Source organism: Mesorhizobium sp. A623, from assembly GCF_054489405.1.
Map to the genome: position 1 here is coordinate 56285 of NZ_JBTMXB010000001.1, position 12953 is coordinate 69237.

12 protein-coding genes, 1 tRNA gene and 1 pseudogene are annotated in these 12953 nt (G+C 64.3%); 1 reads left to right on the top strand and 13 read right to left on the bottom strand.

All coding sequences use genetic code 11. The features are described from left to right. Nucleotides 1–95: 95 nt before the first annotated feature. The 10 genes and pseudogenes from ACX3P1_RS00345 to ACX3P1_RS00390 form a co-directional block, all read right to left on the bottom strand. Nucleotides 96–355, bottom strand: a pseudogene (locus ACX3P1_RS00345) (hypothetical protein). 161 nt (nucleotides 356–516) lie between these two features. Beyond that, nucleotides 517–601, bottom strand: a tRNA-Leu gene (locus ACX3P1_RS00350). A gap of 94 nt (nucleotides 602–695) precedes the next feature. Then, entirely contained in the window at nucleotides 696–1316 is a 621-nt protein-coding gene (locus ACX3P1_RS00355) for a 2,3-bisphosphoglycerate-dependent phosphoglycerate mutase (protein WP_459077544.1), read from the bottom strand. A gap of 26 nt (nucleotides 1317–1342) precedes the next feature. Next, nucleotides 1343–2155, bottom strand: coding sequence for a 4-hydroxy-tetrahydrodipicolinate reductase (dapB, locus tag ACX3P1_RS00360; protein ID WP_459077545.1), 813 nt, complete (start codon nucleotides 2153–2155; stop codon nucleotides 1343–1345). After that, nucleotides 2152–4026: an ABC transporter ATP-binding protein gene (locus ACX3P1_RS00365; RefSeq protein ID WP_459077546.1), complete on the bottom strand. Its 1875-nt coding sequence runs from the start codon at nucleotides 4024–4026 to the stop codon at nucleotides 2152–2154. The genes dapB and ACX3P1_RS00365 overlap by 4 nt, the downstream gene beginning before the upstream one ends. 93 nt (nucleotides 4027–4119) lie before the next feature. Continuing rightward, on the bottom strand, nucleotides 4120–5154 hold the full coding sequence (locus ACX3P1_RS00370; protein ID WP_459077547.1) for a glucokinase: 1035 nt from the start codon (nucleotides 5152–5154) through the stop codon (nucleotides 4120–4122). Between the two features lie 158 nt (nucleotides 5155–5312). Then, nucleotides 5313–6395, bottom strand: a complete 1083-nt coding sequence (gene mepA, locus ACX3P1_RS00375) for a penicillin-insensitive murein endopeptidase (protein WP_459077548.1) — start codon at nucleotides 6393–6395, stop codon at nucleotides 5313–5315. A gap of 53 nt (nucleotides 6396–6448) precedes the next feature. Then, nucleotides 6449–7348 (bottom strand): SDR family oxidoreductase, encoded by a 900-nt coding sequence (locus tag ACX3P1_RS00380; RefSeq protein ID WP_459077549.1) that lies wholly within the window; start codon nucleotides 7346–7348, stop codon nucleotides 6449–6451. Beyond that, a complete protein-coding gene (gene queG, locus ACX3P1_RS00385; RefSeq protein WP_459077550.1) occupies nucleotides 7345–8511 on the bottom strand; it encodes a tRNA epoxyqueuosine(34) reductase QueG in 1167 nt (388 codons plus the stop codon). The genes ACX3P1_RS00380 and queG overlap by 4 nt, the downstream gene beginning before the upstream one ends. Then, a complete protein-coding gene (locus tag ACX3P1_RS00390; RefSeq protein ID WP_459077551.1) occupies nucleotides 8492–9184 on the bottom strand; it encodes a glutathione S-transferase family protein in 693 nt (230 codons plus the stop codon). The genes queG and ACX3P1_RS00390 overlap by 20 nt, the downstream gene beginning before the upstream one ends. 139 nt (nucleotides 9185–9323) lie before the next feature. Here ACX3P1_RS00390 and ACX3P1_RS00395 point away from each other — a divergent pair, with 139 nt between their 5' ends. Next, nucleotides 9324–10130, top strand: a complete 807-nt coding sequence (locus ACX3P1_RS00395; RefSeq protein WP_459077552.1) for an undecaprenyl-diphosphate phosphatase — start codon at nucleotides 9324–9326, stop codon at nucleotides 10128–10130. A 152-nt stretch (nucleotides 10131–10282) separates the two neighbouring features. Here ACX3P1_RS00395 and ACX3P1_RS00400 read toward each other — a convergent pair whose 3' ends face one another. The 3 genes from ACX3P1_RS00400 to ACX3P1_RS00410 all read right to left on the bottom strand — a co-directional run bounded on the left by ACX3P1_RS00400 (nucleotide 10283) and on the right by ACX3P1_RS00410 (nucleotide 12932). Next, entirely contained in the window at nucleotides 10283–11257 is a 975-nt protein-coding gene (locus ACX3P1_RS00400; protein WP_459077553.1) for a complex I NDUFA9 subunit family protein, read from the bottom strand. A 122-nt stretch (nucleotides 11258–11379) separates the two neighbouring features. Next, nucleotides 11380–11826 (bottom strand): DoxX family protein, encoded by a 447-nt coding sequence (locus ACX3P1_RS00405; RefSeq protein WP_459077554.1) that lies wholly within the window; start codon nucleotides 11824–11826, stop codon nucleotides 11380–11382. Between the two features lie 107 nt (nucleotides 11827–11933). Further along, nucleotides 11934–12932 (bottom strand): Ldh family oxidoreductase, encoded by a 999-nt coding sequence (locus ACX3P1_RS00410; RefSeq protein ID WP_459077555.1) that lies wholly within the window; start codon nucleotides 12930–12932, stop codon nucleotides 11934–11936. Nucleotides 12933–12953 lie beyond the last annotated feature (21 nt).

Sequence of the window (12953 nt, forward strand, 5' to 3'; positions counted from 1 at the left end):
CATGGCGGGATGAATGAAGGGCAGGATGCTGGTCGATGCTCTAAAGCGGCATCACGGCAGCGAGCTAAACCGCCATGACTGACGCGGATTTCCATTTACTCCATGTCCGGCACGTCGCCGGCAACGAACAGCGTCGTTGGCGGCCCGTACTCACCGATATCCGGGTTGGCTTCCCTGTCTAGGCGATCACCCCGACGTGCTTGTCGGCCAGCGCTCTTGCCGTGCCGGTAGCCCGATCCTCGCTCTGCTGATCGGTGGGGCCGAACGCGGGGAATAGCTCCCCATCCTCGCTCTTCGATCGTCTGTTCCTGTGTCGGCTAGAGCAGGATCGCTGGCTGACAGTGCGATCAAAAATTGTCGAAGCATTCATTTTTCCCCCAGCCCTGCCGCACCTTCGCGCCGGCCGAGTGAGGCGTCAGGGTCACAGTCGAACGGGAAAGGAAAGGGATTGAAGCGGGGATATGAAAAGAAAAAGCCTAGCAACTTATTGAAATTGCTAGGCTTTTTCGAATGGAATGGTGCCCAGAAGAGGACTCGAACCTCCACGCCTTGCGGCACACGGACCTGAACCGTGCGCGTCTACCAATTCCGCCATCTGGGCTGGTGCGCGCTCATGTAAGCGGGCATACCGGCAGTGTCAACGCGCTTTTTCGACTTGGCGCGGCGCTGCCATGCTTTGGCGTGCAAAACGGCGTTCAGCCGGCCAGAACTTCCTTGGACGCGACGGTCGAATCCGCATTGAGCCTGTAGATGATCGGCACGCCGGTGCCGAGCTCGAGATTGACGATGTCTTCGCCGGAAGCGCCGTCCAGCGCCATGATCAGCGCGCGCAGCGAATTGCCGTGCGCCGCGACCAGCACGGTGCCGCCGGACAGCACATGCGGCTGCAGATCGTGCAGGTAATAGGGCCAGACGCGCGCCCCGGTATCCTTCAGGCTCTCACCGCCAGGCGGCGGCACGTCATAGGAGCGGCGCCAGACATGCACCTGTTCCTCGCCCCACTTCTTGCGCGCATCGTCCTTGTTGAGACCGGAAAGGTCGCCGTAGTCGCGTTCGTTCAGGGCGACGTCGCGGATCGTTTTCAGGTCGCTCTGGCCGACCGCGTCCAGAATATGCTGGCAGGTCTTTTGCGCCCGCACCAACGCCGAAGTGAAGGCGATGTCGAATTTCAGCCCGCGCGCCTTCAGCTTCTGGCCGGCGGCTTTGGCTTCGGTGTGGCCCTGCTCGGTCAGGTCGACATCGCGCCAGCCGGTGAACAGGTTCTTCAGGTTCCATTCGCTCTGGCCGTGGCGCACGAGCACGAGAGTTCCCGACATATTTTCTCCCTTCGGTGATAGAAATTTCAGCCCAGGCCGAGCACGTCGCGCATGGAATAAAGGCCGGGCTTCCTGCCCTGCGCCCAAAGTGCCGCCTTGATTGCGCCCCGCGCGAAGATTGCCCGGTCGCCGGCATGGTGGGCAAGGGTAATGGTTTCGCCGGTTCCAGCCAACAGCACGGAGTGGTCGCCGACCACCGAGCCGCCGCGCAGTGTCGCGAAGCCGATCGAGCCGGTTTTTCGCGCGCCCGTATGACCGTCGCGCACACGCACATCGTTGCCGGGAAGCGGGACGGCCCGGCCTGCGGCGGCCGCTTCGCCGAGCAGCAGCGCCGTGCCGGACGGCGCGTCGACCTTGTGCCGGTGGTGCATTTCCAGGATTTCGATGTCGAAATCGTCCGCATCCAGCGCGGCGGCGGCCTGTTCCACCAGCACCGCGAGCAGATTGACGCCGAGGCTCATATTGCCCGACTTGACGATGGTGGCGTGGCGCGCGGCGGCGGCGATGCTGGCGTCGTCCTCGGTCGAACAGCCGGTGGTGCCGATGACGTGGACGATGCGGGCCTGCGCGGCATAGCCGGCAAATTCCACGCTGGACGCCGGCGCGGTGAAGTCGACAACGCCGTCCGCTTTGGCGAAGACGGGTAGCGGGTCATCGCCGATGATGATGCCGTTCGCGCCGGTCCCGGCAAGTTCGCCTGCATCCTTGCCAAGCGCCGGCGAGCCGGCCCTTTCGACGGCTCCGCCGAGGCGCACGCCCGGCATTTCGGCAAGGGTGCGGATCAAGGTCTGGCCCATGCGGCCCCCAGCACCCACGACCACCAGTTCCATGTCGCTCATGCTTTTTTCTCGTTCTCCTGCTGTTCACGCGCCGGCTGCTGTGCAGCGGTCTCGCCGGCCGAGACCTGGGCCGGCTGCCCGTCGTCGACGAGGCCTAGCCCGGTCGCGCCCTGCAAGCGGTGGAAACGTGCGTAAATGCTGTGTGGCCGTGCCATCAGCGACTTATGCGTGCCTTCTTCGACCAGCCTGCCTTCCTCGAGAACGAGGATGTTATCGGCGTTGACGACCGTTGAAAGCCGGTGCGCGATGACGATGGTGGTGCGCCCCTGCATGATTTCGGTCAGCGCATCCTGCACCCGCGCTTCCGATTCATTGTCCAGCGCCGATGTCGCCTCGTCCAGCAAAAGCACCGGCGCCTGCCGCACGATGGCGCGCGCAATCGACACGCGCTGGCGCTGCCCGCCCGACAGCGTCGCGCCGTTTTCGCCGACCGGCGTGTCGTAGCCCTGCGGCTGCTGGCGGATGAATTCGTCGGCCGCCGCCTGGTGTGCGGCCAGTTCGATTTCGGCGTCGCTCGCCTCGAGCCGCCCATAGCGAATATTGTCGCGGATGGTGCCTTCGAACAGGTAGGGTTGCTGCGAGACATAGGCGAGCGATTGGCGAAGCGACCGCTTGGTTACCTTCGAAATGTCCTGGCCATCGATCTCGATGGAGCCCGACTCGACGTCGTAAAAGCGTTGCAGCAAGGCCACCAGCGTCGATTTGCCGGCTCCCGAAGCTCCGACGATGGCGGTCGTCTTGCCGGCAGCGGCGACGAAGCTCAAGCTCCGCAGCACTGGCACCTCCGGCGCATAGCTGAAGGACACATCCGTGAAGCGGACCTCGCCCTTGCCGACCTGGATTGCGGGCGCGTCCGGTGCGTCGCCCTGCTGCGGCTTGAGGTCGAGCAATTCGTAGATCATGCGCGCATTGACCAGCGAACGCTCCATGTTGACCTGAACGCGGGCGAGCCGCCGTGCCGGATCGTAGGCGAGCAGCAACGCTGAAATGAACGAGAATATCGCGCCTGGCGGGTGGCCGCCGGCGGTGGCGCGGTAGCCCGCATAGCCGATGACGCCGGCGACGGCGAAGCCGGCCAGAATTTCGGCGATCGGCGTCAGCCGTTCCGACACGCGGGCGATCCGGTTGGCCTTCTGCTCGGCCTCGCCGACGAGGATGCTGATGCGGCGCGCCAGCTCTTCCTCCATGGTGAAGGCCTTGACGATGGCGATGCCCTGCGTCGCCTCCTGCATGGCGCCGATCAGGTGCGAGTTGATCTGCACAGCCTCGCGCGTGGCGCGGCGCAGCCGGCGCATGAGATAGGAGACGGAGTAGACCAAGGGCGGGCCGATCAGCAGCGACATCGCAGCCAGCAGCGGGTCCTGCGCGATCATGACCCCGACCAAAGCAATCAGCGATACCGCGTCGCGCGCGATCGAGGTCAGCGTCATGCCGAGCAGGTCGCGGATGCCGTTGACGTTCTCGTTGATCTGGGCGGCAAGCCGGCCCGAGCGCGTGTCGTTGAAGTAGCCGACGCCCAGCTTCATCACATGGTCGAAGATGCGGCGCTGGTAGCGCGCGACCAGATTGTTGCCGATCTTGGCCAGCGTTACCGCCTGGCCGTAGGAGGCAAGCCCGCGAATGACGAAGGCGGCCATGATCGTCGCGCAGATCAGCAGGATCAGGTCGCTGCGCTGGCGATAGAAAATCTCGTCGATCACGTCGCGCATAATCCAGGCGGTGAACGCCGTCGTTCCCGCCACCAGCACCAGGCACAAGATGGCAAGCGCGTAGTACCACGCATATTCGCGGCCGTTCTCGGCAAGGATGCGGCGAATGACCGCCACGATCTCGCTGGGCTGGGCCCTGTGCTTTTCGGTATCTGCTTTCAACGAGCCATTCCGCGATTGCCGGCGCTGCCTGTTTGAAGCCCCACCTTCCGGTGCACCTCATAGCGGCAGGAGGCCGGCTTGCCTATGGAAACTTCAGGCCAGAGCCGTTCTCCAGCGTCGTCCCCTCGTCTCGACGCCGAAAAGGGAGGGAATGCGCGCATAGGCGGCGAGGCCGGCCAGGGCCGCCAGCGGCTGCGTGATGACGTAAACCGGCATGGTCGCCATCAGAGCGCGATGGGGGGCCTTGTCTTCGAATGCGGCGCGAAAATTACCGTCCTTCAGAGCAGGCAGGATTTTCTGGGCGATGCCGCCGGTCAGGAAAACGCCGCCCCGGCTCATGAACACCAAGGCCAGATCGCCTGCGGTGCGTCCCAGGCAGGCGGTAAAGATCGACAGCGCCTCCTGCGCCACCGGGTCGGTTTTCGCCAACGCGGCAGCGGTGATTTCGGCCGGCTGGGAAAGCGGCGAAGGCTTGTCGTCCGCCACGGCCACGGCCCGATAGACGTTGACCAGCCCGCGTCCGCACAAAATCTGCTCGCCGGAAATGCGGCCCTCCAGTTTCTCGATATGCGGAAACACCTCGAAATCGCGTTGGCTGCGCGGGCCGATGTCCATATGGCCGCCCTCGCCGGGAACGGGTATCCAGCGCCCGCCCGAATGGATCAGCCCGGCAACGCCAAGGCCGGTTCCGGGGCCGAGCACGACGCGCCCGGCATTCGGTTCCGGCGCGCCGCCGCCGATCTTTTCCATATGTTCTTCGCCCAGCGCCACGACCGCCAGCGCCTGCGCCTCGAAATCGTTGAGCACGACGATGTCGCTCAAGCCCAGATTGGCGAGCATCTGCTTCGGCTTGACGATCCACGGACAATTGGTGAGCGGGATTTCGTCGCTTTCGACGGGGCCGGCAACGGCCAGCACGGCCGAGTTCGGCCGCACGGGCGCATGATCGAGCACAGCGGACCGGATCGCCTCGTCGATGGTGTCGAAACTGGCCGTTCGCACGATGATAGGCTCGGAGGCTTCCGTCACCGCGTCGAAGACGATGGAGAAACGGGCATTGGTGCCGCCGATGTCGCCGATCAGGATCGGAAACCGCAATGGCGTTTCGATGTCGCTGGTGGCCGGCATGTAGTGTCCTGATCGTTCCGATTTTCAAATGGCGGTCGGCCATGATGGCGAAAGAGGCTTATGCAGGATCGCCGCCGCGCGCAATGGCGAAACGAGCACCGCGCGCCCTATAAACAGCGCCAAAAACACCGCGTGAATCGATTGAATGCCGATTGGCCCTAATGGCCGGGGCGGGGCAGCGGCAACGGAATGCCGATCTCCGGAGTCGGGGCAAAAGCGCTGGCGCTGAACGGGATAGGCGCGGCGGCTTCGATGGCCGCGCGAACCGTCGTGGTCGGGGCCGCGGCAACCGCCGGCGCGCCGCCGACGCCATGGTAGGTGACCGCTTCCGCAGACACCGGGCTTGGCGCGTCGAGCACGGCCTGGCATTGCTTCGGCAGGTTGGCCATGGTCATCAGGTCGCGTGCCTTCGGCGCATCGGGGTTCTTGTTGGGCCGCCATGGCTCCTCGGTGAACCACCATGCCAGCGGCTTGCCGCAACCGTCGTCCATCGGCGTCGCCTGCTGCGGCTTGCAGGAAGGAGAACCCGGCTGGCAGCCGATGCGGATATGGAAATGATAGTCATGGCCCCAGAACGGCCGGATCTTGTGCAGCCAGGAACGGTCGCCGGTCACCGTATCGCACAGCTTCTTCTTGATGCCGGGATTGACCAGGATGCGTTCGACTTCCGGATAGCTCGCCGCTTGCCGGAGCAGGCGCGCATAAACCGGGTTCCAGATATTTTCCTTAACACGGTGCGTCTTTTCGTTGACCAGCGAAACGGCGCTCATGTTCTCGCGCTCGCTGATTGACAGGCGGCGGTCGGGCATCGGCGTGAACCAGATGTCGGCATCGAGCCCGATCTGGTGCGAGGCGTGGCCCGTCGTCATCGGGCCGCCGCGCGGCTGTGAAATATCGCCGAGCAGCAGGCCGGGCCAGCCGATGGCGACGGCGTCCCGCGACAGCTTTTCGATGAGGGCGATCATGGTCGGATGGCCCCAGCGGCGATTGCGCGATGGCCGCATCGCCTGCCAGGTCGGGCCATCGGTGGCGATCGCCATGCCGCCGGCAAAACACCCCTTGGAATAGAAGCCGAAGGATTGCGGCGCCGCCACCGCCGGCAGTCTCTTGGCCCCGAACAGATCCTTGGCCTTTTCCGCCGCCATTGAGGGCTGCGCGCCAAGCGCCAGAAGCGCCACAATCGCGATCAGGCCGGCCAGCAGGCGACCGCCACGACGAAAACAGGGCTGGATTTTTCTCATCACGGACCTTCGAGCTTTTTGCCGGACCTTGAGCCGTCGTGGTTACGCAAAGCTTAACGCCGAATAGGGCTGCGTGCCGCACCGTCGTTCCAGTTGCCGTCCGCCCACATCCGGTTCAGCGCAGAGCGGTAATCGGGGAAACGGAAATGGTAGCCGGTAGCCTTGATCGCCGCATTGGCCACGCGCTTGTTCTCGCCATAGAAAGAACGCGCCATGGGCGAAAGTTGGGCCGTCTCGAAGGCAATTTCAGGCGGCGGCTCGACGCCCATCAATTTTGCCGCGTAAGCCACAACATCCTGCGGCGGCGCCGGCAAATCGTCGGTGACGTTAAAGACGCCGCCGCGATTTTGCCCGGCCAAATGGCTGAGCGCGCCGCCGATGTCGTCGCGGTGGATGCGGTTGAACACCTGGCCCGGCTTGACCAGCCGCTTGGCGGTGCCGTTCTGCAAATTGACGAAGGCATTGCGCCCCGGCCCGTAAATGCCCGAAAGCCGCAGGACCGCGACTGGCCGGCCGATCTCTCGCCCGAGCGCCAGCCATTCCTGCTCGGCCGCCACCCGCATGATGGAGCGGCGCGACACCGGCCGGCATTCTGCGGCCTCGTCCACCCACCTGCCGCCATGGTCGCCATAGACGCCGACCGTCGACAGATAGCCGATCCAAGCCAGCGCCGGCATGTTTTTCGCGATGGTTTCACGCGCCGCATTCAAGACCGGATCGCCGGCTTCATCGGGCGCGGTGGAGATGACAAGATGGGTGGTTTCGCGCAGCGCGGCCTCGATCTTCGGCGTCAGAGAACCGTTGAAAAGCAACGGCGCGATGCCGGCCTGCCGCAGTGCATCGAATTTTTCCGGCGAGCGCGTCGTGCCGACAATCGGCGCACCGGACATCGCCTGAGAAAAGGCCTTGCCGGAATAACCCGCTCCGAAAATGAATATCTTTTCCCGACTCATGCCTGGCTTTCCATCTCGATTTGGCCCGGAATGACCGGAAGCCATTCGCTGCGCACGTCGTCGTCGCTTTCGGTGCGCAGGGCCACTTTGGCAAGATCGGCAAATTCGCTATCCGGCACAAGCCGCGACAGCGCCCAGATGGCCGCGCCGCGCACCAGCGGCGACGGATCGGCAAGCAGGGCGCGCACGGTAGGGACGAGCGAAGTGTCTGTGGAATTGCCCGCCGCGATCAGAACATTACGCAAAAAACGGTCGCGGCCGATGCGCTTGACCGGGGAACCGGAGAAAAAGCTGCGAAACGAAGCATCGTCCAGCCGCAAAAGCTCGGCCAGCGCCGGTTCGCGCAGATCGTCGCGGGCGGCCAGCTTCGCCTCCGATGCGGCGTGGGCGAACTTGTTCCACGGGCAGGCGGCAAGACAATCGTCGCAGCCATAGATGCGATTGCCGATGGCCTGCCTGAATTCCAGCGGGATCGGCCCCTTGTTCTCGATGGTGAGGTAGGAGATGCAGCGCCGCGCATCGAGCTTGTAGGGCGCGGGAAAGGCATTCGTCGGGCAAGCGTCGAGGCAGGCGCGGCACGAGCCGCAATGGTCGATTTCCGGCGTGCCCGGCTCCAGTTCGGCCGTGGTGAAAATCGTGCCGAGGAACAGCCACGAACCATGCTCGCGGCTGACCAGATTGGTGTGCTTGCCCTGCCAGCCAAGGCCGGCGGCCCCCGCCAACGGCTTTTCCATGATGGGCGCGGTATCGACGAACACCTTTACGTCGCCGCCGGCCCTGGCGACGAGCTTGCCGGCGATCTCCTTCAGCCGGCCTTTCATCACGTCGTGGTAATCGCGGTTTTGCGCATAGACCGAAATCGCGCCGCTGCTCTTTTGGCCGAGGATTTCGCGGGGGTCGTGGTCGGGCGCGTAGTTCATGGCCAAAACGACGATGGAGCGCACTTCCGGCCATAGCGTGGAGGGGCTGCTGCGGCGCTCCAGCGTCTCTTCGATCCAGCCCATCGAGCCGTGGAAGCCGGCATCGACGAATTCGGCTAGCCGTGCAGGCGCCAGCGGGATGGCATCGGGCGTGGTGACGGCGACGGCATCGAAACCGGCAGCCTGCGCCTCGCGGTCGATCAGCGCGCGAAGCTTGGTCGGATCAGAAATCGAGGTCCGCATAGTGCGACACCGGGGTTAGGCCGCGCACGCGGTCGGCCAAAAGCGGCCGGAACGATGGCCGCGACTTGACGCGCGTGTACCATTCGCGCGCTGCATTATGCTCGCGCCAGTCGATTTCGCCGAGATAGTCGAGCACCGACAGCGCCGATGCCGCGGCCAGGTCGGCATAGGTGATCCTGCCGCCGGCCAGCCACGGCCGGGTGCCGGCCAGCCAGTTGGTGTATTTCATGTGCTGGCGGATATTGGCCCGAGCCGCCCGGATCGCGGCCGAATCCGGAGAGCCGCCGCCCGACGCTTCGGGCATGACCGGCTTCAGCACGCGTTCGCGCACCAGATGCCGCGTGATTTCGCTGTCGGCCTTGTTGAGATACCAGTCGGTCAGCCGGCGAATTTCGGCGCGGTCCATCGGGTCTTCGGCAAACAGCCGCTTCTCGCGCTTCAGCACGCCGCGCGTTTCATCGAGATATTCGGCGATGACGCTGGCGCCGACGATCGGCACGTCTCCTTCGGCCAGCAGGATAGGCAGCGTGCCCGCCGGATTGAGCGCCAGAAATTCCTTGCGCCGCGTCCACGGCTTTTCCTCGATCAACGCCAGTTCCTCGCCATACTCGCCGAAGGCGAGGCGGACGAAGCGGCAGGAGGCGAACATCGGGTGATGAAAAAGCGTCAGCATGGTCCAGCGGTGAAAAAAGCGCTCTGGCGAATCGCCGCTCGCGCCGGTAAGTGTTGTCCGCCCGATCTGAGGGCGGTCATGTCCAGCGACCTATAGGGTTAGTTCCGCGCCATGACAAGCAAGCCGTGATCGAGGTTCCATGGAAACCCATACCATCGTTGAAGCGCTGCTGCTCGGCCTGATCGAAGGGTTGACGGAGTTCATCCCGGTATCCTCGACGGGGCATATCCTGCTCGCCGGGCACTTTCTCGGCTTCGAATCGACCGGCAAGGCGTTCGAAATCCTCATCCAGTTGGGCGCGATCCTGGCTATCCTCAGCCTCTATTTCCAGCGCCTGTGGAAGATGCTGGTCGATTTTCGGCATGATCGGCTGACACGGCACTTTGTCCTCGGTATCGTGCTGGCCTTCCTGCCGGCAGCGATCATCGGCGCGCTGGCGCATGATTTCATCAAGACGGTGCTGTTCGAATCGCCAAAGCTGATCTGCACCATGCTGATTATCGGCGGCGTCGTGCTGCTTTGGGTGGACCGCATGGACCTCAAGCCGATCTATCGCGACGTCGAGCGCTTCCCGCTCCGGCGCTATATCGAGATCGGCCTGTTCCAGTGCCTCGCCATGATCCCGGGAACCTCGCGCTCCGGTGCAACCATCGTGGGCGCCATGCTCTTGGGCGTCGAAAAGCGGGCGGCGGCCGAATTTTCCTTCTTCCTCGCTATGCCCACCATGCTCGGCGCTTTCACCTTCGACCTGATCAAGAACCGGAACGTGCTGACAAGCTCCGATCTTTCGCTCATCGCCATCGGCTTCGTTGCGGCTTTCGTCTCGGCCCTGTTCGTCGTGCGCTTCCTGCTCGACTACGTTTCCCGCCACGGCTATTCGCTGTTCGGCTGGTGGCGGCTGATCGTCGGCGGGGTGGGGATGATCGCGCTATTGATCTGGGGTTAACGGCACCTTGGAAACCGTTTGAAAAATCGTCAGGCCGCGGCGAAAACGGTGCACGGCGAGTGCCGGAGCGGAGCGTACTTTAAGTACGTGAGCACCGGAGTGCAGCCGAGCGCCGTTTGCAGCCCGGTCTCACGAGATTTTCAAACGGTTTCCTAAGCCGCGGGCTTGCGCTGGAATTGTCCGGCGGCGCGGAAACGCCACAGATAGCTGGGCAGGATGGTGCCGATGGCCTGCGGCTGGATGCCAAGTCCCGCCAGCGTCCGGCCTTCCGCGGCGGCGGCCGCGGAAACGACGTTGTGCGAACGCAGTTGCGTCACCTGGTCCCGCGTAAGAAGAGGGTTCGGCAAAAGGCCGAGGATCGAGGCCTGGACGTTGGCGACCCACCATGGCACCGGGATCAGCGGCCGCTTGCGGTCGATCACGGTCAACAGTTCTTCCATGCACTCCTTGAAGGTGAGCACGCTTGGGCCGCCGAGTTCATAGACTTGCCCGGCCGCTGCCTCGCCATCGACGGAACGGGCTACGGCCTCGGCGATGTCGGCGACATAGACCGGCTGGAAGCGGGTCTGGCCGCCGCCGATCAGCGGCAGCGCTGGGGAAAGGCGGGCCATGGCGGCGAACCGGTTGAAAAAAGCGTCTTCCGGTCCGAAAGCAACCGACGGCCGCAGCACGACAGCATCGGGGACGGTTTCGAACACCGCTTTTTCGCCCAGCGCCTTGGTACGCGCATAGGCCGATTCGGAATTTCGGTCGGCGCCCAGCGCGGAAACGTGGGTAAGACCCGCGCCGACGGCGCGCGCGGCCTCGGCGACGGCGCGTGCGCCGAACTGGTGCACGGTTGTGAACCGCTGGCGGCCGCTTTCATGCAGGATGCCGACAAGGTTGACGACATGGTCTGCGCTCTGGACGGCCCGGTCGATCGACCAGCGCATACGAAGATTGGCCTGCACCGGCTGGATCTGGCCGACATTGCCGAGCGGCTGCAAATGGCCGGCGAGATCGGGGCGGCGGCAGCCGACGCGGATGCGATAACCGCGCATGGCCAGCGCCCGCACGACATGGCGACCGATGAACCCCGAGCCGCCGAAAACGACGACGAGCTTTGGCGTTTCCAGGATTTCGGTCATGACACGCTCCGACAAACTGCGCCCCTGTGGATCGTCAGGGGTCTGGCTGAAGCCGTTTCATAGTCGGTTTTTCGCCAAAGGCAAAGGGCGGCGACTGGTCGCCGCACCCGCTTCCCGGACAATCAGAACGCTTTGCCGAGCCGGGCGTCCACGGAATGACGATTGCCACCGCGAACGACGAAGAAGGCCATGATGGCCGCCCACAGGATCGACTTTTCGGCGCCGGAAAAACCCTGACCCATCGTGACCCAATGAAACCACACCGTGACCAGCAGGACGATCATGCCGGCGAAGGCGGCGGGCCGAGTCAACAGGCCGAGCGCCAGCAGAATGCCGCCGAAGAATTCGGTGACTGCCAGCAAGGGCGACCAGAAGACGCCGGGATAGAAGCCGAGGCCTTCGACCATTTCGGCAGCGCCGAACGGATTGCCGATCTTCGACGAGCCGTGAACGGCGAGAATGCCGCCGGCGACGACACGAAGCAGCGTCTCGGCGCTGTCGTGCAGCTTTGCGTAGACGCAGCCAAGGACGGGTACGATCAGGCGTTCACGGGAATTTTCGGACGTCATCGGTAAAATATCTCCTTTGCTGAGGAGCCGAACGACTCGATCCGCTCGCTCACAGTCAAATGAACATTAGTTGATCGAGGCGCCTATTCTCTAACGGAATGCGCCGTTCAGGCCGAATAGCGGGCCGCGAATTCCGAAATGCGCTGCACGACATCCTTTGAGACAGTCAGGCCATGCAAGGCCGCCCGTTGCGAGGCTTCCACGCCGGCGCGACCCGGCAGATGCACGCCGTGCCCCCGCAAGCGCTCGAGCTGATCCGCCATGCGCTGCTCGAAATCCGCGTCGAGCAGTTTTGGCTCGATGGCGAGGATGAACAGGCCGCTGCCGGGGCTTTGCGAACCATCGGCGAAGGAAGGCGCGTCGAGCGACCAGTTCGCGCCCGACAGACCTGCCGCCAACACTTCCACCATCAGCGCGATATTGGCCCCGCGGTTGCCGCCGAAAGCCAGCAGCGCGCCCTTCATGGCCTGCGCCGGATCGGTGGTCGGGTTGCCGAGGGCGTCGAGCGCAAAACCTTCGGGGATTTTTTCGCACGCCTCAGCCGCCTTGCGGATGGTGACGAAGGCGGCGGCACTCGAGGCCTGGTCGATGACCAGCGGCGTGCCATCGGCGGCAGGTGCTGCAAACGACATCGGGTTGGTGCAATAGACCGGCCTGATCGATCCCGCCCCGGCAAGCAGCGCCGGCCCGTTGGTGGCCGCGAAGGAAACCAGCCCCCGTTCGGCCAGCCGCCGGGTGAAATAGCCGAGCGCGCCGCAGGTATAGGCGTTATTCTGCGAAAAGATGGCGACACCGAACAGCCGGGCCGCCTTGGCGAGATCGTCAATGGTGCGGTCGAAGGCGGTATGGGCAATGCCGCCCTTGGCATCCGACAGATAGAGCGCCAGCGCGGGCCTCGTCACGACGGGATCGGCCTTGCCGTCGATACGGCCCGCCTCCAGCGCATCGAGATAATCGATGAAATGCGAAAGCCCGACTGCGGTATTGCCCTCGGCTTCCGCCGTCACGGTCGCCGACGCCAGCGATTGCGCTGTCTCGTCGCCAGCGCCGGCCCCCAGCGCCGCCATGCGGCACAGGCCGGTTGCCTGATCGAGACTGAGTTGCATGACGCGATCCTGATTTTGGAT